We start from the raw sequence: 21,779 nt of genomic DNA, 5'->3' as shown, positions 1-21,779 counted from the left end.
TGGGAGCGCTCCCACACACCGCGCACCCCCCAGCAAACTAACCCTGCATGGCCACGTCAAGAAGCGGGCACGTCAAGAAGCGGGGCGGGAGACTCGCCCCCAGTGGGACGAGTCTCCCCACGGACCTACCGCCGGCTCCGCACCAGCAGGTGCAGGAAGTACGGCGTCCCGATCACCGCCGTCATCAGACCGGCGCCCAACTGGGCGGGGGCGATGACCGTGCGGCCGAGGAGGTCGGCGGTGCAGACGAGCGCGGCGCCGAGGAGGACCGCGACCGGGACCACCCGGACGTGCCGGCGGCCCACCAGGGCGCGGGCGGCGTGCGGCGCGACCAGGCCCACGAAGCCGATGGTGCCGGCCGAGGCGACGGCGGTCGCGCTGAGCAGGACGCTCAGCGCGAGGAAGCCGAGCCGGGTCCGGGACAGGCTCAGGCCGAGGAGGCGCGGGGTGTCGCCGTTCAGCGAGACGAGGTCCAGCTCGGTGCGCCGGGCGACCGCGACGGCGAGGCCCAGCGCCAGGACGAGCGCGACGGGCGCCACGTCCGGCAGGGTCCGCCCGTACGTCGAACCGGACAGCCAGGTCAGCGCCTTCGTGGCGTTGAACGGGTCGGTGAGCACGATGAGCAGGCTGATCAGCGCCGTCGTCCCGGCGGCCACGCCGACGCCGACGAGGACCAGCCGGTTCTGCTGGTAGCCGCCCCGCGCGGCGAGCCCGAAGACGATCGCGGAGGCCGCCGCGGCGCCCGCGAAGGCGGCGCCCGCGACGCTCCAGGTGCCGGCGACGGGCACGGTGGTGACGAGCAGGACGGCGCCCAGCGCGGCTCCGCCGGAGACGCCGAGGACGCCCGGTTCGGCGAGCGGGTTGCGGGTCACGGCCTGCACCAGCGTGCCGGCCAGGGCGAGCGCCCCGCCCGCGCACAGGGCGGCGAGCACGCGGGGCACGCGGGTGTCGAGGACGAAGGAGACGGCCCGCCCGGCCCGCCCCTGCGCCCAGTTGACGACGTCGCCGAGCAGGAGCTTGCTGTCGCCCAGCAGGACGCCGGCGATCGTGACGCCGACGGCGACGGCGACGAGGGCCGCCACCGTGACGAGGAACGCCGTGCGGCTCGGGATGCGCATCCGGTCCGGGGCCTCGGCGCCGGAGGTGTCGCGCAGCCGCAGCGCCATCACCACCAGGAAGACCGCGCCGACCAGGCTGGTGACGACACCGGTGGGCACGGCGACCGCGGTGTCCGCGGGGACGAGGGCCCGCAGCAGCACGTCCGACCCGAGCACCAGCCCGGCGCCGACCAGACCGGCCACCGGCAGGGTCGTCCGGGCGCGGAAGAAGCCCCGGTGGCGGCGGGCGAGCGGACGCACCAGGGCCGGTGCGCACAGGCCGACGAAGCCGATGGGCCCGGCGAGGGTGACCGCGGCCGCGGACAGCAGCGCCGCCAGTACGACGACCGTGACGCGGGTGGCGGTGACCGGGACGCCCAGTCCGCGCGCGGCGTCGTCGCCGAGGGCGAGCGCGTCGACCCGGCGGGCCGTCAGCAGCAGTCCGGCGAGACCGATCACGGCGACGGGCAGCATCTGGAGGACGCCGTCGAAGCCGTTCTGGCCGATGCTGCCCTGGTTCCACTGGTAGAGGCCCTCCGTCTGTTCGGGGAACAGCAGGAGCAGGCCCTCCGTCACGGAGTTCAGGCCCAGCGCCAGCGCGGTGCCGGCGAGGACCAGCCGTACGGTGCCGAGGCCGGACAGCGCGAGCACGACGGCCGCGGCCAGGAGCCCGCCGGCGAAGGCGACGCCGGAGGAGGCGAGCATCGGCAGGGAGACGCCGGTCGCGCCGGCCAGCCCGAGCGCCAGGTAGGAACCGGCGTTCACCGCGAGGGTATCGGGGGAGGCGAGGACGTTGCGGCTGACGGCCTGGAGCACGGCGCCGGCCACGCCGAGGACGGCGCCGACCAGGAGGCCGGCCGTCATCCGGGGCAGCCGGGAGGCGATCACGACGGACGCGTCGGCCGGATCGGCCCGGCCGGTCAGGGCCTTGACCACCTCGGCCGGTCCGACGGAGGCGGTGCCCTGGGTGACGTCGACGACGGCGAGGACGGCGACCAGGAGGACGAGCCCGGCCGTCACCGCGGCCGCGCCCGTCCGGGACGTGGCCGTCGACGGACGGGTGGCGGGGGTCGTTGCGGTGACGGCCATGGGGGCGCGTTACTTCGTCAGCGCGTCGACGACGGCGTCGATGTACGCCCCCATCGACCCGGGACCGCCGAACATCCAGATGCCGTCGGGCAGCCGGTGCACGTCGCCGGCCTTCACGAACGGCAGGGACGTCCACACGGCGTTCTTCGCGAGCGCGCCGGTGAAGGGGGTGCTGCTCGCGTCGCCGTCGCTGCCGATGTAGGCGAACCGGACGTCGTCCGGCAGGTCGGTGAGGCCCTCGACGTCGGTGGAGCCGAGGCCGTAACTGGCGTCGCCCTCGACGGTCCAGGCGTTCTTCAGACCGAGCTGCTCGTTGACCTCGCCGATCAGCGAGGTGCTGGTGTACGGGCGCAGGGTGACCTGGTTGGAGGCGACGTAGCCGTCGGCGAAGGCGTACTGGGCGCCCGCGAGACCGGCGTCGGTGAGGGCCTTCTTGCCCTCCGCGACCTTGGCCTCGAAGTCGGTGCGGAGCGTCTCGGCCTCGTCGGTGGTGCCGGTGGCCTCGGCGATGAGGTCGACGTTCTCCAGCATCTGGTCGATCTGGCCCGTGCCGTCGGCGGACTTCACCGCCAGGACCGGGGCGACCTCGCGCAGCTGCTTCACGGCGGCGGCGGTCAGGTCGGTGGTGGCGACGATGAGGTCGGGCGCGAGGGAGGCGATGGTGTCCATGCTCGGCTCGCCGCGGGTGCCGATGTCCTTCGGCTCGCTCTTCAGCGGGACGGCGGTGTCCCACGTCTTGTAGCCCTTGACGTCGGCGACGCCGACGGGGTCGATCCCGAGCGACAGGACGCTCTCGGTGACGTTCCACTCCGTGGTGACGATCTTGGTGGCCGGGCCGTCGAGCGTGACCTTGGCGCCGGTGGCGTCGGTGACGGTGATGGCCTCGGAGGTCTTCTCGGCCTGGTCGGCGGCGGGCTCGGTGGTGCCGCACGCGGCGAGGGTGAGCGCCGCGGCGGCGGTGGTCGCCGCGGTCAGCAGGAGTCGTCTCATGAGGTGGTGCCGAGCCTTTCGCTGAGAGTGCCACGCGTGTCCCGCGTGTGGTGACGGCCGATCGGGCGGGTGCGCAGCCGGCCGGTGAGGGGGTCGGTGTCGACGTCGATGCGGATGCCGTAGACGGCGGTGAGGCGCTCCGGCGTGAGGACGTCCTCGGGTGGTCCGTCGGCGACGATCCGGCCCGCTTCGAGCAGGGTGATCCGGTCGCCGACGGCCGCCGCCTGGTCGAGGTCGTGCAGGACGACACCGACGGCGATGCCGTGGTCGTCCGCCAGATCGCGGATCAGGTCGAGGAGTTCGACCTGGTAGCGCAGGTCGAGGTAGGTGGTCGGCTCGTCGAGGAGCAGCACGCCGGTCTCCTGGGCGAGGCAGCTCGCGAGCCACACCCGCTGCAACTGCCCGCCGGACAGGTGGTCGGCGCCGCGCGCGGCGAGCTCGGTGACGCCGGTGAGGGCGAGCGCCCGGTCGACGGCGGCCGAGGCGTCCGGGTCGGGCCGGCCGAAGCGCCCCCGGTAGGGGTAGCGGCCGAACTCGACGACGTCCCGCACGGTGAGTCCGCTGGGCGTGGGCCGGCCCTGGGTCAGCAGGGCCACGTGGCGGGCGAAGTCACGGGCCGTCAGGGCGAGACCGTCGGTGTCGGTGTCGATCCTGAGGGTGGCGCTGCGGGCGCGCTGCAACCGGGCGACCGTCCGCAGGAGCGTCGACTTCCCGCTGCCGTTGGGGCCGACCAGCACGGTCACCTCGCCGGGCCGGAGTACGACCGCGGCGTCGTGCACGACGTCGGTGCCGTCGTACGCCACGGTCACACCCGTGGCCGCCAGTTCATGACCGCGCAGGCGCGGGGTGCCGGCTGCTTCTTCACCAGATCTCACGCAGGCAAGGTTAGCCTCACCTAAATAGATTTCGACAGGGTGTCCTGATATCGAACTTCCGGCCGGAACGCCGGACTCGGCCCACCGACGTTCCGGACTCGGCCCACCGGCGTCCCGGAATCAGCCGGCCGACGGCCAGGACGCCGGGTTCCACACGCCCGAACGGCGCAGCGACGCCGGGCAGTGCAGGTAGATCTCGTCGATGTCCAGGACCAGGGCCAGCGCGGGACGCCGGCCGTCCGCGGTCAGGGCGTCGAAGAACGGGGCGTCGGTGAGGATGCGGGCCCGGCCGTTGACGCGCAGGACCTCCGTGCCGCCGGGAACCAGGTACAGCAGGCCCGCGTGCGGGTTCTGGAGGATGTTGTGGAAGCTGTCGCCGCGCCGGTTGCCCGGCCGGTCGGGCAGGGCGATCCGGCCGGGCCCGAGGACATGGGTGAAGCCCGCGCCGTCACCGCGCGGGGAGACGTCGCAGTTGCCCTGCGCGTCGGAGGTGGCCAGCAGACAGAAGGGCGAACGGGCCAGGATCTCCAGGTCCTTGTCGGTGAGCCGGTCGTGGACCTTCTCGATCACCACGGGCCAGGGCTCGCCCAGCAGTTCGCGCAGCTCGGCGGGGGACCCGAGCTCGGTCCAGCCCTCCTCGGTCGCGGCGTCGGGCCCGTGCCCCGCGGGCCGTCTCGCGGTCTGTCCCGCGGTCTGTCCCGCGGTCCGCCCCCCACTCTGTCCCGCGGTCCGCCCCCCACTCTGTTCCGCGGTCCGTCCCGCACTCTGTTCCGCGGTCTCGATCGTGTGCGGCAAGGCCGGCTCCCCAGATGTGTACGCCTCACAGGTAGTTGCGAACAAAACATTATCTGATGTTAGGTTCGCCTTACCTTACTGAGGCACCATCACCCGCGGCGCCGCAGCCGCCGCAGGCCGAAGACGGCGGCGCACACGACGGCCAGGGCGAGCACGCCCGTCCGCACGGTGCCGCCCGCCCCCTCACCGCCGCCGTCGCCGCCGCTCCCGGAGGCGGCCGTACTCCCGCCGGTCGACGGCGACTTGGAGTCGCCCGAGGCGCCGGGCGCGTCCTCCGCCCGCACCTCGCTGGCGGTGCCCTCGGTGCCGTACAGCAGCTTCGAGCCGTCGGCCGAGTACGTCACGGACTCCCCCTGCCGTTGCAGGGGTACGTCGAGCCGCTCCAGCCGCTCGGGGCTGCCGTCGTTCCAGTCGTAGAGGATGCCGCCGAAGTAGCCGCGGACGGCGAGCCGGCTGCCGTCCGGGGAGAGGGCTGCGTCGGTGGCCCACAGGTCGATGGGGGCGACGGGCTCGTAGACGTTGGTGCCGGACGCGGAGAGCCGGGCCGGCCCCGCGTACAGGTGTCCGCCGTCCTCCTGCTTGTCGATGATGTAGACGCGCCCGGTCTTCGGGTGCACGACGAGCGACTCGGCGTCGCGGGGTCCGTCGGAGTACCGCACGACGTACTGGGTGGCGCGGACCGTCTGGTCCTTCAGCGTCTTCGGCTCGGGCAGCTCGTAGATCCACACGTGGTCCCACTCGACGCCGTCGTTGTCGCCGATGTCGCCGACGTAGATCTGGTCGTCGGGGCCGATGCCGATCGCCTCGACGTCGCGGGGGGTGCCCACGCCGGTCATGGTGATCGTCGCGACGGTCTTGCCGGTGGCGCTGTCGACCGCGTAGAGGTAGGCGCCGGTGTCCTGGTCGTTGTGCGTCCAGTACACGCCGGGGTGCTGACGGGAGGCCGCCAGTCCGCTGGACTCGGTGATGCGGGGGTCCTCGATGGTGAAGCCCTCGTCCCCGTCGGCGGCGGAGGCGGGCACCGCGGAGACGGGCACCGCGCAGGCGGCCACGAGCAGGGCCCCGGCGAGAAGGGCGAACGGTCGGCGCATGCCCCAAGACTGCCACCCCGCCCGGCTCGGCAAGGGTCGTGGCGGGCTCGTGGCGGTCCGTGGCGGTCCGTGGCGGGCCCGTAGCAGACCCGTGGCGGGCCTCACACCCCACGCGTCTGACCGATCCACCGCCGATCCACCATGATGAGCGGATGCTCAGGTTGATGCCCGTCGGCGACTCGATGACGATCGGCAGCGCCGGTGAACACACGTGGCGCCACCGCCTGTGGCAGCACCTGTGCGCGACGTACGGCGGCCCCTTCACCTTCGTCGGCCCCCGCGAGACGCTGTACGACAAGGCGGCGGACGCGCCGGTCTCGTACGCGTACGCCGACCCCGGCTTCCCCCGCCGGCACCTGGCCGGCTGGGGCGAGGGCTGGCTGCACATGGCCCCGCTGATCGGCGAGGCGGTGCGGGCCGGCCGGGCGGACGTGCTGCTGGTCTCGCTGGGCCTGATCGACCTCGGCTTCTACACGAACGCCGAGCAGACCGCGGAGAACGTCCGCGCCTTCATCACCGCCGCCCGGACGGCGAACCCGCGGGTGAGCATGGTCCTCCTCCCCGTCATCCCCAACATCCGCGCCGCCGCCGACGAGCCCTTCGCCGCGCAGGTCGCCCTCTTCAACGAACTGCTCGGCAAGACGGCCGCCGACCTCGACGAAGCGTCCTCCCCGCTGCTGCTGGCCTCGGTCCCGCCGTCGTACGACATCCATGCCGACACCTACGACGGCACCCACCCCAACGCGAGCGGCGAGCACAAGATCGCTGCGGCGTTCGCGGAGGCGATGCACCAGGGGTGGGGCGTGGGCGGACCGTACGGGACCGGCTGACCGCACGGGCGCGGTGAGGCCGCCACGTGACCCGGTCACCGTGCGTATCGTTGTACCGCGCGGCCGCACTCGAGCGAGGGCGGTCGGGGAGGAGCGCCACCATGACCGTCCCCGACGACAGGATCGCGATGGCCGACGCCAACACCGAGCGCTTGGACGCATGGTTCGAGCGGCTCGAGCGGATGCCCGTCCCCGAAGGATTCCGGGTCGAGATCGTCGGGGGCAGCGTCCACATGACACCTCAGAGGGCCACTCACTGGGAGATCATCTTCCAGATCGCCTGTGCCGTCCGCGAGAGGTTCGGGAAGGGCATCAAGGTCTTCTCGGACGTCCGCATCGACTTCCCCGGTCACGAGAACGGCTTCTGCCCCGACGTGGTCAAGCTCCGCGACTCCGCGGAGGCGGACGACGCGGGCCGCTGGAGCCACGAGGACGTCGAGTTCGTCGCCGAGGTCATCTCCCAGGGCACCGCCGCCAACGACTACGGCCCGAAGAAGACCGCCTACGCCGTCGCCGAGGTTCCCGTCTACCTCATCGCCGACCCCTATCAGGGCCGCTGCTACGTCCACACCGACCCCAAGGACGGCGACTACACCACGGTGACCAGGGTCAACTTCGGCACCGACATCGACCTGACCGACACGGTCGTCGGCCTCGTCCTCACCACCGGCGAGTTCCCCCGCGACTGACCGCCCCCTCTTGCATGGAGCGCACTCCAAGCCGTTGGCTGGGCGTTCATGAAGTACACGCAGCTCGGACGCACGGGCCTCAAGGTCAGCCGACTGGTCCTCGGGACCATGAACTTCGGCCCCCAGACGGACGAGGCCGACAGCCACGCCATCATGGACGCGGCGCTGGACGCCGGCCTCAACTTCTTCGACACGGCCAACGTCTACGGGTGGGGCGAGAACAAGGGCCGCACCGAGGAGATCATCGGCAACTGGTTCGCGCAGGGCGGCGACCGCCGCGACAAGGTCGTCCTCGCCACCAAGGGGTACGGCAACATGGCCGCCGACGGGGAGGCGTGGCCCAACCACGACAAGCTCTCCGCGCTGAACATCCGACGGGCCGTCGACGCCAGCCTCAAGCGGCTGCGGACGGACTACATCGATCTCTACCAGTTCCACCACGTCGACCGTGCCACTCCCTTCGAGGAGATCTGGCAGGCGATCGACGTGCTGGTGCAGCAGGGGAAGATCCTCTACGCCGGGTCCTCCAACTTCCCCGGGTACAAGATCGCCCAGGCCAACGAGATCGCCGGCCGCCGGCACGGGACGATCGGCCTCGTCAGCGAGCAGTGCCTCTACAACCTCGCCGAGCGGCGGGCCGAGATGGAGGTCATTCCGGCCGCGCAGGAGTACGGGCTCGGCGTCATCCCCTGGTCGCCGCTGCACGGCGGGCTGCTCGGCGGGGTCATCAAGAAGGAGGCCGAGGTCGGACGCCGGACCGGTGGCCGGGCCGCCGCCACCCTCGCCGACCCCACCGCACGCGCCCAGATCCAGGCGTACGAGGACCTGGTCGACAAGCACGCCCTCGAACCCGGTGAGGTCGCTCTCGCCTGGCTGCTCACCCGCCCCGGCGTGACCGGCCCGATCGTCGGCCCGCGCACCGCCGAGCAGCTCGCCTCCGCAGTCCGCGCGGTCGACCTGGACCTCACCGAGGAACTCCTGACCAGCCTGAACGACATCTTCCCGGGCCCAGGCCCGTCCCCGGAGGCCTTCGCCTGGTAACCCCACCAGGGACACCCCGCCAGGGGGCGCACCTGGCAACACCGCAAGGCCACACCCCGCCAGGGGCGCGGGGAACTGCGCGACCAGCCCCCACCGGCCCGCGGCCGACCGACGACGCAGCCCTCCCCGCCCCCACAGGCCGCCCCCACCAACACCGCAAGGGCACACCCCACCAGGGGCGCGGGGAACTGCGCGACCAGCCCCCACCGGCCCGCGGCCGACGACCGACGCGCACACCCCACCCCCAGCGGAGCGCCTACTTTCCGAGCACCGCCGCCACCGCCACCACGACGAACATCAGCACGAGCACACCGGCCATGATCCGGTTACGGGTCTTCGGGTCCACCCTTCGAGCCTAACGGTCGCCCCCGAGCGCCCAGCGCCCGACCGGCTCATAGCGGGGCTGTTCGCCCGGCACCCCGGACCGGGGCAGGCGGCTGCGGACGAGCACCAGCTCCTCCACCGTCCACGTCCGGCCGGCGAAGGCGCACAGCGCCTCGACGTACGGCCGGACGTCGACGGCGTCCCGGCTGCGGGCCAGCGTCAGATGGGCCTGGTAGCGCCGGGGCTCCCCCAGGTCCAGACCGGCCTTGCGGGCCGCCGCCTCCGCCCGGCCGGCCAGCAGCCGCAGCGCGGCGACCTCCCCCTCCGCGCCGGTCCACAGGGCCCGCCCGCGCCCGAACTGCCCGCCACCCCGCAACGCCAGCTCGAACGGCGCGCTGCGCCGCGCGGCCCGCTCCAGCCGCGCCGACAGCTCCGGTACGACGTCCTCGTCGACCTCGCCGTAGAAGGCGAGCGTGAAGTGCCAGCCGGGCAGGCCGGTCCAGCGCAGCGCGTCCGCCCCCGGCAGCCTCCGCAGCACGGCCACCTCGGCGGCGAGTTCGTCCGTGACGGCCCGCGGGGGCAGGACGGCGGCGAAAAGTCTCATGGAGCCAGTGTGGGCCAGTGTGACCGCCACCACGCGCGTCCGGACGTGTCCCGATCACCGTGCGTATCGTCGTACCGCGCGCCCGGCCGCCCACGGGGCCGACCGGTTCCCCCGGGGGCTCCCCCTCCCCGGGGCTGACGCCCCCGTCGGTCAGGCCGCCGCCGCCAGTTCCTCTCGCCGTCCCCGGGGTTCGAACCGCACCGTCGGGTGGCCGTGGCGCCAGCCCACCGCCAGGCGGAGGTTGCCCACCCGGGCCAGGACCAGGCCGATGGCCGCGGCCGCGAGCGCGGCGATCGCGCCGCCCACCGCCAGCCCGGCCCGGACGCCGTACGCGTCGGTGATCCAGCCGGCGATCGGCGCGCCCACCGGCGAACCGCCCAGGAAGACCATCATGTACAGGGCCATGACACGGCCGCGCATGGCCGGATCGGTGCCCATCTGGATGCTGGTGTTCGCGGTGACGTTGATCGTCATGCCGAACATGCCGATCGGGGCCATGAGCAGGGCGAACAGCCACAGCGAAGGCGCCACGGCGGCCACCAGCTCCATCGCTCCGAAGGCGACCGCCGCGGCGATCAGCACACGCATGCGGGCCGTGCCGCGCCGGGCCGCGAGCAGCGCGCCGGCCACCGAGCCGACCGCCATGAGCGTGTTGAAGAGGCTGTAGGAGCCCGCGCCCGCGTGGAAGACGTCGTCGGCGAAGGCGGAGAGGTAGACGGGGAAGTTGAAGCCGAAGGTGCCGACGAACCCGACCAGGACGATCGTCCAGGTCAGATCCGGACGCCCGGCGACGTACCGCAGGCCCTCCCGCAGCTGGCCCTTGCCGCGCGGCGCCCGCTGGACGACGTGCAGCTCGCGGGCGCGCATCAGCAGCAGCCCGGCGATGGGCGCGACGAAGGACAGGCCGTTGAAGAGGAACGCCCATCCCGTGCCCACACCGGTGATCATCACGCCGGCGACGGCGGGGCCGACGAGGCGGGCGGACTGGAAGTTCGCGGCGTTCAGGCTCACCGCGTTCTGGAGCTGATCCGGGCCGACCATCTCGCTGACGAAGGACTGGCGGGCCGGGTTGTCCAGGACGGTCGCGAGACCGACGGCGAAGGCGGCGACGTAGACGTGCCAGACCTCCACGTGCCCGGAGAGGGTGAGGAGCGCGAGCGCGATACCGGTGACGGCCATCGCGGCCTGGGTCCCGAGCAGGGTGCGGCGCTTGGGCAGCCGGTCGACGAGGACACCGCCGTACAGGCCGAACAGCAGCATCGGCAGGAACTGAAGCGCCGTGGTGACGCCGACGGCGGTGGCGGAGCCGGTGAGGCTGAGCACCAGCCAGTCCTGGGCGATGCGCTGCATCCAGGTGCCGATGTTGGAGACGACCTGGCCGCCGAAGAACAGGCGGTAGTTCCTGACCTTCAGGGCGGCGAACATCGAGGACTTGCGGGGGGCGTCGGGGGCGGGCGGGGAATCGTGGGTGGTCGGTGCGGGGGCGGAGTCTGCTCCGGATCCCGTACTCAAAAGGGTTCGCCTCCTCGTGAACTGCTTACAGATGTGCGAGCTTCTCCAGCACGGGGGCGGCTGCGCGCAGCTTGGCCCACTCGTCCTCGTCGAGGCCGTCGACCAGGGTGGCGAGGAACGCGTTCCGCTTGCGGCGGCTCTCCTCGAGCATGGTCTCGGCCTGCTCGGTCTTGGTGACGACCTTCTGCCGCCGGTCCTCCGGATGCGGCTCCAGCCGGACCAGGCCCTTGGCCTCCAGCAGGGCGACGATACGAGTCATCGAGGGCGGCTGCACGTGCTCCTTGCGGGCGAGCTCGCCCGGGGTGGCGCTGCCGCACTGGGACAGGGTGCCGAGCACCGACATCTCGGTCGGGCTCAGCGACTCGTCGACCCGCTGGTGCTTGAGCCGACGGGACAGCCGCATCACGGCGGAGCGCAGGGAGTTCACGGCGGCCGCGTCGTCGCCATGGCTAAGGTCCGGCATGTCTTTAGCGTAACTCATTACCCTCGCTAAGGACCACCGCGGGGGTGCCCCTTTGCCCGTGACGCCCGCCACTCATTCTCAGCCACTACCGGAAGTCACTCATACGGGTGATAGGAGTGCGGAACGCCACCCACCGGACGGAACCGGGCCGCGACCCTCGTACCCATGGGGACCAGTGTGCTCAGCCTGCGAATAGACCACGACCTGCTCGAACGGCTCCGGCACCACGCCGCCAAACGAGGAATGAGCGTCCAGGACTATGTCGTCCGGACGCTCATTCGGGGTGACTTCGACGAACGGTTCCAGACCGCCGTCGAGGAGACGGAGAAGTTCTACGGGCTCACCTGATCCCGCGGCACCGACCCGGCGGCAACCGACCCGGCGGCACCGACCCGGCGGCCCGTCACCGGGACCGCGCACGGCCCGGGGGCCGGTGTCAGGCTCAGGTGAGGCCGAGGGCCGGCATCAGGTAGTAGAAGGCGAACACGGCCGAGACCGCGTACAGCGCCGCCGGGACCTCCCGGCCCCGCCCGGCCGCCAGGCGCAGCACCACGAAGGTGATGAAGCCCATGCCGATGCCGTTGGTGATCGAGTAGGTGAACGGCATCATCACCATCGTGATGAAGGCCGGGACGGCGATGGTGTAGTCCGCCCAGTCGATGTCCTTGACGGAGTTCGCCAGGATCAGGAAGCCGACCGCGAGCAGGGCGGGGGTGGCGGCCTGGGACGGGACCATCGTGGCGACGGGGGTCAGGAAGAGGGCGACGGCGAAGAGACCGCCGGTGACGAGGTTCGCGAAGCCGGTGCGGGCGCCCTCGCCCACGCCGGCCGTGGACTCCACGAAGGCGGTGGTGGCGGAGGAGGAGCTGGCGCCGCCGGCGGCGACGGCGAGACCGTCGACGAAGAGGACCTTGTTGATGCCCGGCATCTGGCCCTGCGCGTCCGTCAGCTTGGCCTCGTCGCTGACGCCCATGATCGTGCCCATCGCGTCGAAGAAGCACGACAGCAGCACGGTGAAGACGAAGAGGATCCCGGTCAGCACGCCGACCTCGGAGAACCCGCCGAAGAGGCTGACCTCACCGATCAGGCCGAAGTCGGGGGTGGCGACGGGGTTGCCGGGCCACTCCGGGACGGTGAGGCCCCAGGACGGCACCGTGGCGACGGCGTTGACGACCATCGCCAGGACGGTCATGGCGACGATCGAGATCAGGATCGCGCCGGGCACCTTGCGGACGATCAGGGCCAGGGTGAGCAGCGCACCGAGGATGAAGATCAGGACCGGCCAGCCGTCGAGGTGACCGTCGGCGCCGAGCTGGAGCGGGACGGTGGTCTGGGCGGCGTCCGGCATACGGGTGACGAACCCGGAGTCCACGAGCCCGATCAGCATGATGAACAGGCCGATACCGATCGAGATGGCCTTGCGCAGCCCGAACGGCACGGCGTTCATGACGCGCTCGCGCAGGCCGGTGGCGACCAGCAGCATGACCACGAAACCGGCCAGCACCACCATGCCCATCGCGTCCGCCCAGGACATGCGGGGCGCGAGCTGGAGCGCGACGACGGAGTTCACGCCCAGACCGGCGGCCAGCGCGATCGGCACGTTGCCGATGACGCCCATCAGCAGCGTGGTGAACGCGGCGGTCAGACAGGTCGCGGTGACCAGCTGACCGTTGTCGAGCTGATGCCCGTACATGTCCTTCGCGCTGCCGAGAATGATCGGGTTGAGCACGATGATGTACGCCATCGCAAAGAAGGTGGCGAAACCGCCGCGCACCTCACGGGCGAGGGAACTGCCCCGCTCGGAGATGCGGAAGTACCGGTCGAGCGCGCCGTACGCGGACGCGCCGCCCGGCCCTTCGGGCGTGGGAACCTTGGCGGGGGCCGAGGTGGACATGCGGAACCTCATCACCAGCGGACTTCCCCCAGCCGCTTTGGCGCTTCCTACGAACATAAGTGGACAGGCACAAACGGTTTCAGTATGAACATATGAGACCGTGATCGCTATCTCCGCGCGTAGACCCCGCGCGCCCCACGGCCCTGCCCCCTCCGTCCCCCGCGCCCCACGGCCCGGCCCCCGCGCCTCGTAAGCTGTGGACATGGCGAAGTGGACACCGAGGCACGAGGCGCCGGAGCCCCTGGAGGGGCCCGTGGTCGCCACCATCACCGGCGGCACGATCCTCTGGTTCGCCCTCTTCCTCGTCCAGCTCCCCTTCTACGGCTGGTTCGACGACCACGGCCATCTGTGGTGGCTGTGGACCTGCCTGGCCGGCGGGGGCCTCGGGCTGATCGGCGTCTGGTACGTCCGCCGCCGGGACGCGGCCCTCAAGAGCGCGGCCGCCCGGGACGCCGCGGCCCCGAAGGAGACGTCCGGGGCCGAGTAGGCCGAGTACTACCACCGCACGACGGCCCTCCTCCCGAGGTCGGATCTTCCGGGCATCCGGCGGGTGAACGCCCGGATCCGCACGTACCGTCGATTCCATGACCCATACCGACGCCGCCGCCCCGGCCCGCACGGCGACCGGGCTCACCAGTGCCGAGGTCGCGGAGCGCGTCGCGCGCGGTCAGGTCAACGACGTCCCCGTGCGCAGCAGCCGCACCGTCGGCGAGATCGTCCGGGCCAACGTCCTCACCCGCTTCAACGCGATCATCGGCGTGCTCTGGCTGGTCATGCTGGTCGTGGCGCCGATCCAGGACGGCCTCTTCGGGTTCGTGATCCTCGCCAACACCGCCATCGGGATCATCCAGGAGTGGCGGGCGAAGCAGACCCTGGACTCCCTCGCGGTGATCGGCGAGGCCCGGCCGACCGTCCGCCGCGACGGGGTCGCCGCCGAGGTCGCCACCTCCGCCCTCGTCCTGGACGACATCGTCGAGATCGGGCCCGGCGACAAGATCGTGGTGGACGGCGTCTGCACGGAGGCCGACGGCCTGGAGATCGACGAGTCGCTGCTCACCGGCGAGGCCGACCCCGTCGTCAAACGCCACGGCGACACCGTGATGTCCGGCAGCTTCGTCGTCGCCGGGAGCGGCGCCTTCCGGGCCACCAAGGTCGGCCGCGAGGCCTACGCCGCCCAGCTCGCCGAGGAGGCGTCCCGCTTCACCCTCGTCCACTCCGAGCTGCGCTCCGGCATCTCCACGATCCTCAAGTACGTGACGTGGATGATGCTCCCGGCCGCGATCGGCCTGGTCGTCACCCAGTTCGTCGTGCAGGGCAACGACCTCAAGGACTCCGTCGCGCGCACGGTCGGCGGGATCGTCCCGATGGTCCCGGAGGGCCTGGTCCTCCTCACCTCCGTCGCCTTCGCCATCGGCGTGATCCGCCTCGGCCGCAAGCAGTGCCTCGTCCAGGAACTCCCGGCCATCGAGGGCCTCGCCCGCGTCGACACCGTCTGCCTGGACAAGACGGGCACCCTCACCGAGGGCGGCATGGACGTCGCCGAGGTCCGCCGCCTCGACGGCAGCGACGACACCTACGTACGGCAGGTGCTGGGCGCGCTCGGCGAGTCCGACCCGCGCCCCAACGCCTCCCTCCAGGCGATCATCGACGCCTGCCCGGACAGCGACGACTGGCGCTGCACCGAGTCGCTGCCCTTCTCCTCCGCGCGCAAGTACAGCGGTGCCACCTTCAGCGAGGGCGGCGGCGAGACCAGCACCTGGCTGCTCGGCGCACCCGACGTCCTGCTGCCCGCGGGCGACCCCGCCCTCGCCGAGACCGAGCGGCTCAACGAACAGGGCCTGCGGGTGCTGCTGCTCGCCCGCGCCGTCCGTGACCTCGACGACGACGAGGTCGCCCGCGGCGCCCGCGCCACCGCCCTCGTCGTCCTGGAGCAGCGGCTGCGCCCGGACGCCGCCGACACCCTGCGCTACTTCGCCGAGCAGGACGTCCACGCCAAGGTGATCTCCGGCGACAACGCGGTCTCGGTCGGCGCGGTCGCCGCCCAGCTGGGTCTCGACGCCCGGACGGTCGACGCGCGCCGGCTGCCCGCCGAGCGGGACGGCATGGGGCGGGCCCTGGACGAGGCCACCGTGTTCGGCCGGGTCACCCCGCGGCAGAAGCGGGACATGGTCGGCGCCCTCCAGTCCCGCGGGCACACGGTCGCGATGACCGGGGACGGGGTCAACGACGTCCTCGCGCTGAAGGACGCGGACATCGGCGTCGCGATGGGGTCCGGCTCCGAGGCGACCCGGGCCGTCGCCCAGATCGTGCTGCTGGACAACAGCTTCGCCACCCTGCCGGCGGTGGTGGCGGAGGGCCGGCGGGTCATCGGCAACATCACGCGCGTGGCGACGCTCTTCCTGGTGAAGACGGTCTACTCGGTGCTGCTGGCGCTGCTGGTGGTGTGCTGGCAGGTGGAGTACCCGTTCCTGCCCCGCCACCTGACCCTGCTGTCCACCCTCACCATCGGCGTCCCGGCCTTCTTCCTCGCCCTCGCCCCCAACCGGGAGCGGGCCCGCCCCCACTTCGTGCGCCGGGTCATGCGGTACTCGGTGCCGGGCGGGGTGCTGGCGGGCCTCGCGACCTTCGTGACGTACCTGATCGCCCGGCACCACTACACCGGGCCGGGGGCGCTGGACGCCGAGACGAGCGTCGCGACGCTGACGCTGTTCCTGATCACCCTGTGGGTCCTGGCGATCATCGCCCGCCCCTACACCTGGTGGCGGATCGCCCTGGTGGCCGCGATGGGCGCGGGGTTCCTGGTGGTGCTGGTGGTCCCGTGGCTCCAGGACTTCTTCGCGCTGAAGCTGGTGGGGGTGACGATGCCGTGGATCGCGGTGGGCGTCGCGGTCGTGGCGGCGGCCGTCCTGGAGATCGTCTGGAGACAGGTCGACCGCCGGGTGCCCGCCTGACGGCGGCGGACGCCGGGAAGGCGCCAGGAGGACGCCGGGAAGGACGCGGAAGGGCCCGCGCCCCGCCGGCTGCGGGGTGCGGGCCCTTCACGGTGCGTCCCTCGGGACTCGGCGGACGTCGTCTCGGCGGACGTCGCCTCAGCGGCGTCGCCTCAGCGGACGTCGTCTCAGCGGACGTCGACGAAGTCGCCCGCGGCCTTGACCGCCGGGGCGGTCGTGGTGCCCACGAAGCTGTAGCGGTAGTAGCCGTCGACCGACGCCTTGACGGTGGTGGCCAGACCGCCGGTCGAGGTGGTCTTGACGCTCTTCACCGTGCTGTAGGTGGTGGAGCTCTTCTTGCGGAACTGGAGCTGCGCGTAGACACCGGAGTAACCGGTGTACGTGCCGGTCTCCCAGTTCGCGCGGGTCAGCCGGCCGGTGACCGTGATGGTCTTGCCCTTCGTCACCGGCTCCGGGGAGGCGTTGACGGTGAGCTTGGAGGCGCGCTTCACCAGCGTGGTGCCGAGGTCGCCCTGGTCGGCGTAGGTGCCGGTGGCGTAGTCGAGGGCCAGCGCGCCGCCCTTCCAGGTGCCGGCGTCCGAGTTCACCAGGTCGCCCTCGTCCGGGTAGATGTCGACCAGGCCCTTGCAGGTGGCGGTGGTCGCCGAGGTGTCGGTGCAGGTGGCCGCGTCGTAGCCGAACAGGATGTTGTCCGGGGCGTCGAACGAGCCCTTGTAGATGTACGGGCCGGTGGCGAAGTCCGCGGAGTGGATGTCCACGTCGGCGCCGTGCGTCAGCGTGTAGGTGACCGTGGTGGCGACGTGGGCGGTGGTGCCGACCGTGATCGCGGAGGTGAGCTTGAAGTTGGAGTAGGACACGTCCAGGTCGCCGTAGACGGCGGTGCTGAACGCGGACTTCTGGGAGCCGCCGTGGGCGGCGGCGAAGGCGGCCTCCGCGCGCTCGTGGTAGGTGGAGTCGTCGGCCTGCGCGGCCGGCACGGCGAGGGCGGAGAGGGCCAGGGCGCCGGTGACGGCGGCCAGGGTGGCACGTGTACGCATGCATGTCCCAAGTGAAGAAGGGGCTGTCCGGGAGGGTGCCTCCGGTGAGCCCGAGTGGACGCGAGCCTGTCGGCTCGCAAGATCAGATGTTCGACGCGGGGGAATGGTTGTACGGGTCACGGCCGCACTGCGCGGCCGGTCCCGCCGAGGGGCCGTCGTCCGGGCCCCCCGGACCCGTCTCCCGCACCCGGGCTCCTACTTGACGTCGGTGAAGCCGCTCGCGGCCGTCGTCGCGGCCGGGCCGGTGACGGCGTGGGCTCCGCGCGAGGCGGCGACGCGGGTGCGGGTGCGGGTGCGCATGTGGTGTCCCCCGTGTTCAGTGGCCCGCGGGACGGATGTGTCCCGCGGGGCCCGAGTGCTCGGTGAACCGGCTGGTGGTGCCGGTTCACCGCATGAGACTCACCACCCCGTCGAACGGTTGCACGTCAAACGGAGGAATTGCGCGGGAGACGTGAAAGGGCGTCAGTCGAACCAGCGGTCCCGCGCCAGCTCGCCCGTCCGCGACGGGTCCTCCAGCAGGGCGGCGACCTCGAACCGCCGCGGCCACTGGCCCGCCGCCCAGGCCAGCCCCGCGGCGACGCCCTCCAGGGTGGCGGCGTGCAGGACGCCGTCCTCCGTCAGCCGCCAGTCGATCTCCACGCCGTCGACGACGAGTTCGCCGTGCTCGACGTAGGTGTCCGGCGTCCGCGGACCGAGCAGGACCCGCACCGGGTCCGGCACCTCGTGCTCGGTGCCCTCGGAGCCGACCTCGCCCGTCACGGACTCACTCAGCCGCCGCACCTGGAACAGCTCGGCCAGCTCGGCGGCCCGCGCGGGACGCACGGGCAGCAGCGGGACGCCCTCGGTGAACGGCAGCAGGTCGGGCGAGTCCACGACGACCGCGTCGGCCGCGTCCACCACCTCCACCCGCCCGTCGACGACGGCCCGCACCTCGTCCGGCAGGGTCACCCGGTCCGGGTCCAGCTCGGCCAGCGCCCCGTACAGCCCGTGCAGCTGGGCGGCGGTGACCGGCCGCTCCGGGTCGGCGAGCCGCTCCAGCAGCTCGGCGGCGCCGCCCGGCTCGTCGAGCAGGGCCGCCACGGACGTCCGCACGCCCAGCGCCCGCAGCACCTGCTCGTCGTCGAAGCCGGTGGCGTCGGCCTCGTCGTACAGCCCGCGCAGCAGCGGGTCCCCGCCGGAGGCGAGCAGCCCCGCCGGACGGCGGCCGTCGAGCACCGGGTGCCCGCGCAGCCACCAGGCCGTGTAGGGCCGTACGACCTCGTGCGTGCCGTCGGGCAGCAGGATGCGCACCGGCTGGGTCAGGGCGTCGCGCAGCGGCGGCTGGGCGAGCAGGGCGAGCGCCTGCGGCCACCGGTCGTCGTCGACCAGGTCGAGGTCGCGGACGGCGACCAGCTCGGTGGCGACCGGGGGCACGGGCGTGTCCGGGAAGCGGTCCAGGACGTCCTCGCACCACACGTCGACCGCGTCCAGCAGCCCGGCGTCGTCGGGCTCGGCGAAGTCGCCCTCGCGGGGTTCGAGCTCGTCGGGGTCGAGGACGACGTCGGTGGCGCGGACGAGCGCGAAGTCGGCGAGCACCCCGCACGCGGCGAGGGGCTGCTCGCCCCACCTCTCGGCCAGTTCGGCGTCCACGCAGGCCAGTTCGCCCTCCCGGATCACCTGGGCGAACGGGCTGCCGGGCAGCACGAGTTCACCGGCCGGGGCGAGCTCGCCGTCCTCGTCCGGCAGGGCGAGCGCGCCGAGCCAGGGCTCGTCGCCGGGCTCCAGAGCGGCGTCGCGCACCAGGGCGAGGACGGTGTCGGCGAGCTCCTCGGCGTCCGGGGCGTCCTCGTCCCAGGCGCCTCCGTCGTCGTCCAGGGAGGCGGCGACGGCGGCCCGCACCTGCGGGGTGGTCAGGACGGCGCGCGGGGTCGCGGGCAGCGCCCCGAGCTTCTCCAGGAGCGGATGGGCGGCGTCCGGGTGGGCCATCTTCAGGCCGAGCCGGGCGAGGACGCCGGCGTCGACGCCCGCCGACTCCGCCGTGGGCAGCAGCACCTGCCGGGGGCCGATCGTGGTCCGCGCCGCGCCGGTCGCCGGGGAGGTGTCCCCGGCCAGCGGCACGGGCAGCCCCGAGAGCCGGTCGGGGTCCACGCCGGCGAGGCTCTCGTACAGCCGGTGCCACCACTCCGGGGCCTTCTCCAGCCCGGCCAGCCGGTCGACGGCGTCGGCGAGCGGGATCCGGGCCACCCCGAGGGTGCGCAGCTCCACGCGCCGCTCCAGCCCGGCGGGCAGCAGCGTCGGCAGCACCTCGGCCAGCACCCGCACGGTGTCGGCGCCGGCGCCCTCCACGACCTCGGCGTCCCGCGGGCGCAGGGCCTCCGGCAGTTCGCCGTCGTCGGCGGCGGGCCGTACGGCGGGCGGCAGGAAGGCGGTGCGCGGCAGCCGCTCCAGGATCGCCTGGCGCAGCGCCCCGTCCAGTTCGCCCTTGCCGAGCGGGCCCGGCACGAGGTCGACGGCGCCGGCGGTCACCGGCCGCCAGTCGGCGAGCAGTTCGGCGTACGTGTCCGCCGCCCGCTGCACCAGGAAGTCGGTGAGCGGTCCCGGCGCGGCGTGGCGGCGGGTGGTGTCCAGGGGGAAGGAGGCGATGAGCAGGGCGGGCACGCCGAGCGGCTCGTCGCTGGGCGTCGGCGCGTGCACGACGGGAGTGGTCCGCGGGCGGGCGGGCGCCCCCTCGGCGTCGACGGGCACGGCCCACGTCACCGACCAGTGCGGCCGCAGCCGCTCCTCCAGCGGCCGGTCCGCGAGCAGGTCGGGGGTGAGGGGGCCGTGGCCGCCGGCGGTCCGCCAGCGGGTCGTCCCGTCCCGCGAGTCCTCCACGACGGTGAGGGCGCCGTCGGTGTGCCGGCGCAGGACGCGGGCGGGCGCGTCCCCGATCTCCACCGCGATCTCCTCCAGCCCGGGCAGCGCGAGGAGCACGGCGTCGTCGACGGCCGCGAGGAGCCGCTCGGCGAGGTCGGCGGCGGCCGCGTCCCGCAGGGGCAGGATGACGGCGGTGTCGTACGGCTCCGGCGCGGTGCCCTCAGCGGCGAACGGCAGCCGCAGCAGCGGTACGTGCCCGTCCCGGCGCCGGATCTCGTCGCCCAGGCCGGGGCTGTGCCGGGCGGTCTCGGAGGCCAGCTCGCGGGCCTCCGGCAGGGACCAGCGGACCCCGCCGTGCCGTCCGACGACGGCGGGCTCGTCGGTGACGGCCAGGACGGCGGCGAAGCCGACGCCGAACCGGCCCACCGAGACCGCTTGCGTGTCCCGCTTGGCGGAGGCGCGCAGGGTGGCGAGCGACTCGACGCCGGCGGCGTCCAGCGGTGCTCCGGTGTTCGCGGCGACGAGGACCTGCTCGCGCAGCGTCAGCCGGAGCCGGCCCGGGACCCCGGCCCTGGCGGCGGCGTCGGCGGCGTTCTGAGCGAGCTCCACGACCAGCCGGTCCCGGTAGCCGCCGAGGACCAGGTCCTCCTCGGCGTTGGCGTCCTCCCGGAAACGGGCGGGGCTGGTGGCCCAGGCGTCCAGCACTCCGCGGCGCAGACGCGCCGTACCGAAGGGGTCCGCGCCCTCAGCTGCCGGCCGCACGAACTTGCTCACGTCGGTTCACTCTCCTCATCGGCGTGGGCTCGAAGGTACCGCGCGCCGGGGAGTGCGACGCGTCGGCCTCGGTCTGCCGCCCCGCCGGGTTGACGCCGGGCACCCTGCCGGGGCGGTACGGACCGCCCCTCGGGACCGCGGCCCCGGACCCGCGTACACCCGGCCGACGTGCCGCGCACAGCCTCCCAGGGGCTGCCGCCCCGGACCCGCGCCCACCCGGCCGACGTGCCGCGCACGACCTCCCAGGGGCTGCCACCCCGGACCCGCGTACGCCCGGCCGACGGCCGCGCGACCTCGCCGGGGCTGCCCGCCCCGAACCCGCGCCCACCCCGCCGACGGCCGCGCGACCTCCCAGGGGCTGCCCGCCCCGAACCCCCGCTTCGGCCCTGGACGGGCCTCGTCCTCAAACTCCCCCAGCGGGGGCACCCCCAGACGGGCTGGTGGGTCGGCCCTCCGGCGCCGAGACCGATCGGCCGGGAAGCAGCCGACCGCTGGGAGAAATCCCGCCCGCCGGGGAAGGGCGGAACAGCCGGGGAAGGCCGGCCGGCCCGGACCTGCCCCATCGGCCAAGAACACGGCTGGCCGGCCGCGGAGAAGCCACCGGACCGGACCGGGCCCACGGGCCGAGAACGTGGCTGACCAACCACGGAGACACCACCGAACCGGACCTGGCCCACCGGCCGACAAGAGGCCGACCAGCCGGGAGATGGCCGACCGGCCGAGGAGACGCCCACCGCCCGAGACCCGGCCGACCGGCCGAGGAAAGACCCACCCCCCGACACCCGGCCGACCGGCCGAGGAGGGACCCACCGGCCGGCACCCGGCCAACCGGCCGAGGAGGCGCCCACCGGCCGACACCCGGCCGACCGGCCGAGGAAAGACCCACCC

The 21,779-nt window shown here is 73.2% G+C and carries 17 protein-coding genes; 6 read left to right on the top strand and 11 right to left on the bottom strand.

The genetic code is table 11. The features are described from left to right. Positions 1–125: 125 nt before the first annotated feature. The 5 genes from ACFYWQ_RS32550 to ACFYWQ_RS32530 all read right to left on the bottom strand — a co-directional run bounded on the left by ACFYWQ_RS32550 (position 126) and on the right by ACFYWQ_RS32530 (position 5,937). Positions 126–2,186: an iron ABC transporter permease gene (locus ACFYWQ_RS32550; protein ID WP_389521424.1), complete on the bottom strand. Its 2,061-nt coding sequence runs from the start codon at positions 2,184–2,186 to the stop codon at positions 126–128. A 9-nt stretch (positions 2,187–2,195) separates the two neighbouring features. Next, positions 2,196–3,176, bottom strand: a complete 981-nt coding sequence (locus ACFYWQ_RS32545; RefSeq protein ID WP_389521422.1) for an ABC transporter substrate-binding protein — start codon at positions 3,174–3,176, stop codon at positions 2,196–2,198. Beyond that, entirely contained in the window at positions 3,173–4,051 is an 879-nt protein-coding gene (locus ACFYWQ_RS32540) for an ABC transporter ATP-binding protein (RefSeq protein ID WP_389521420.1), read from the bottom strand. Before ACFYWQ_RS32540 ends, ACFYWQ_RS32545 begins: the two co-directional genes overlap by 4 nt. 120 nt (positions 4,052–4,171) lie before the next feature. After that, positions 4,172–4,846 carry an MSMEG_1061 family FMN-dependent PPOX-type flavoprotein gene (locus ACFYWQ_RS32535; RefSeq protein WP_389521418.1) on the bottom strand — a complete coding sequence of 225 codons (675 nt, stop codon included), beginning with the start codon at positions 4,844–4,846 and terminating at the stop codon, positions 4,172–4,174. An 89-nt stretch (positions 4,847–4,935) separates the two neighbouring features. Further along, positions 4,936–5,937, bottom strand: a complete 1,002-nt coding sequence (locus tag ACFYWQ_RS32530) for a WD40 repeat domain-containing protein (RefSeq protein ID WP_389521416.1) — start codon at positions 5,935–5,937, stop codon at positions 4,936–4,938. A 152-nt stretch (positions 5,938–6,089) separates the two neighbouring features. Between ACFYWQ_RS32530 and ACFYWQ_RS32525 the strand changes: the two genes are divergently transcribed. The 3 genes from ACFYWQ_RS32525 to ACFYWQ_RS32515 all read left to right on the top strand — a co-directional run bounded on the left by ACFYWQ_RS32525 (position 6,090) and on the right by ACFYWQ_RS32515 (position 8,497). Further along, entirely contained in the window at positions 6,090–6,767 is a 678-nt protein-coding gene (locus tag ACFYWQ_RS32525) for an SGNH/GDSL hydrolase family protein (protein WP_389521414.1), read from the top strand. Positions 6,768–6,868: 101 nt separating this feature from the next. Then, the gene (locus ACFYWQ_RS32520; protein WP_389521413.1) at positions 6,869–7,456 is read left to right on the top strand and encodes a Uma2 family endonuclease; all 588 of its coding nucleotides are present in this window, start codon (positions 6,869–6,871) and stop codon (positions 7,454–7,456) included. Positions 7,457–7,504: 48 nt separating this feature from the next. Continuing rightward, positions 7,505–8,497: an aldo/keto reductase gene (locus ACFYWQ_RS32515; RefSeq protein ID WP_389521411.1), complete on the top strand. Its 993-nt coding sequence runs from the start codon at positions 7,505–7,507 to the stop codon at positions 8,495–8,497. Between the two features lie 355 nt (positions 8,498–8,852). Here ACFYWQ_RS32515 and thpR read toward each other — a convergent pair whose 3' ends face one another. The 3 genes from thpR to ACFYWQ_RS32500 form a co-directional block, all read right to left on the bottom strand. Continuing rightward, complete coding sequence (gene thpR, locus ACFYWQ_RS32510) at positions 8,853–9,425, bottom strand: RNA 2',3'-cyclic phosphodiesterase (RefSeq protein WP_389521410.1); 573 nt, start codon at positions 9,423–9,425, stop codon at positions 8,853–8,855. A gap of 150 nt (positions 9,426–9,575) precedes the next feature. After that, positions 9,576–10,937, bottom strand: coding sequence for an MFS transporter (locus ACFYWQ_RS32505; protein ID WP_389521408.1), 1,362 nt, complete (start codon positions 10,935–10,937; stop codon positions 9,576–9,578). A 25-nt stretch (positions 10,938–10,962) separates the two neighbouring features. After that, positions 10,963–11,400 carry a MarR family winged helix-turn-helix transcriptional regulator gene (locus ACFYWQ_RS32500; RefSeq protein ID WP_389521406.1) on the bottom strand — a complete coding sequence of 146 codons (438 nt, stop codon included), beginning with the start codon at positions 11,398–11,400 and terminating at the stop codon, positions 10,963–10,965. Between the two features lie 165 nt (positions 11,401–11,565). Between ACFYWQ_RS32500 and ACFYWQ_RS32495 the strand changes: the two genes are divergently transcribed. Then, entirely contained in the window at positions 11,566–11,748 is a 183-nt protein-coding gene (locus ACFYWQ_RS32495) for a ribbon-helix-helix protein, CopG family (protein WP_389521404.1), read from the top strand. A 94-nt stretch (positions 11,749–11,842) separates the two neighbouring features. Here ACFYWQ_RS32495 and ACFYWQ_RS32490 read toward each other — a convergent pair whose 3' ends face one another. After that, entirely contained in the window at positions 11,843–13,294 is a 1,452-nt protein-coding gene (locus ACFYWQ_RS32490) for an NCS2 family permease (RefSeq protein WP_389521402.1), read from the bottom strand. A gap of 202 nt (positions 13,295–13,496) precedes the next feature. On the opposite strand from ACFYWQ_RS32490, the gene ACFYWQ_RS32485 reads away from it, so the two are divergent. Next, on the top strand, positions 13,497–13,781 hold the full coding sequence (locus ACFYWQ_RS32485; protein WP_389521400.1) for a DUF2530 domain-containing protein: 285 nt from the start codon (positions 13,497–13,499) through the stop codon (positions 13,779–13,781). Between the two features lie 97 nt (positions 13,782–13,878). Then, positions 13,879–16,245: an HAD-IC family P-type ATPase gene (locus tag ACFYWQ_RS32480; RefSeq protein WP_389521398.1), complete on the top strand. Its 2,367-nt coding sequence runs from the start codon at positions 13,879–13,881 to the stop codon at positions 16,243–16,245. A 167-nt stretch (positions 16,246–16,412) separates the two neighbouring features. On the opposite strand, the gene ACFYWQ_RS32475 is transcribed toward ACFYWQ_RS32480, so the two are convergent. Beyond that, the gene (locus ACFYWQ_RS32475) at positions 16,413–17,282 is read right to left on the bottom strand and encodes a hypothetical protein (protein WP_389521397.1); all 870 of its coding nucleotides are present in this window, start codon (positions 17,280–17,282) and stop codon (positions 16,413–16,415) included. Positions 17,283–17,744: 462 nt separating this feature from the next. Next, on the bottom strand, positions 17,745–20,891 hold the full coding sequence (locus tag ACFYWQ_RS32470) for a sacsin N-terminal ATP-binding-like domain-containing protein (RefSeq protein WP_389521395.1): 3,147 nt from the start codon (positions 20,889–20,891) through the stop codon (positions 17,745–17,747). Positions 20,892–21,779 lie beyond the last annotated feature (888 nt).

Origin of the sequence: Streptomyces sp. NPDC003247 (assembly GCF_042888135.1) — a bacterium.
Taxonomy (GTDB): domain Bacteria; phylum Actinomycetota; class Actinomycetes; order Streptomycetales; family Streptomycetaceae; genus Streptomyces.
Note: the sequence above shows the minus strand (reverse complement) of the source record. Positions and strands in the feature narration are given on the sequence as shown.

Coding starts and splice junctions, on each gene's coding strand:
- ACFYWQ_RS32475 (WP_389521397.1), bottom strand. CDS start 17,282: ATGCGTACACGTGCCACCCTGGCCGCCGTCACCGGCGCCCTGGCCCTC.
- ACFYWQ_RS32490 (WP_389521402.1), bottom strand. CDS start 13,294: ATGTCCACCTCGGCCCCCGCCAAGGTTCCCACGCCCGAAGGGCCGGGC.
- ACFYWQ_RS32520 (WP_389521413.1), top strand. CDS start 6,869: ATGACCGTCCCCGACGACAGGATCGCGATGGCCGACGCCAACACCGAG.
- thpR (WP_389521410.1), bottom strand. CDS start 9,425: ATGAGACTTTTCGCCGCCGTCCTGCCCCCGCGGGCCGTCACGGACGAA.
- ACFYWQ_RS32530 (WP_389521416.1), bottom strand. CDS start 5,937: ATGCGCCGACCGTTCGCCCTTCTCGCCGGGGCCCTGCTCGTGGCCGCC.
- ACFYWQ_RS32500 (WP_389521406.1), bottom strand. CDS start 11,400: ATGCCGGACCTTAGCCATGGCGACGACGCGGCCGCCGTGAACTCCCTG.
- ACFYWQ_RS32545 (WP_389521422.1), bottom strand. CDS start 3,176: ATGAGACGACTCCTGCTGACCGCGGCGACCACCGCCGCCGCGGCGCTC.
- ACFYWQ_RS32485 (WP_389521400.1), top strand. CDS start 13,497: ATGGCGAAGTGGACACCGAGGCACGAGGCGCCGGAGCCCCTGGAGGGG.
- ACFYWQ_RS32550 (WP_389521424.1), bottom strand. CDS start 2,186: ATGGCCGTCACCGCAACGACCCCCGCCACCCGTCCGTCGACGGCCACG.
- ACFYWQ_RS32515 (WP_389521411.1), top strand. CDS start 7,505: ATGAAGTACACGCAGCTCGGACGCACGGGCCTCAAGGTCAGCCGACTG.
- ACFYWQ_RS32480 (WP_389521398.1), top strand. CDS start 13,879: ATGACCCATACCGACGCCGCCGCCCCGGCCCGCACGGCGACCGGGCTC.
- ACFYWQ_RS32525 (WP_389521414.1), top strand. CDS start 6,090: ATGCTCAGGTTGATGCCCGTCGGCGACTCGATGACGATCGGCAGCGCC.
- ACFYWQ_RS32495 (WP_389521404.1), top strand. CDS start 11,566: ATGGGGACCAGTGTGCTCAGCCTGCGAATAGACCACGACCTGCTCGAA.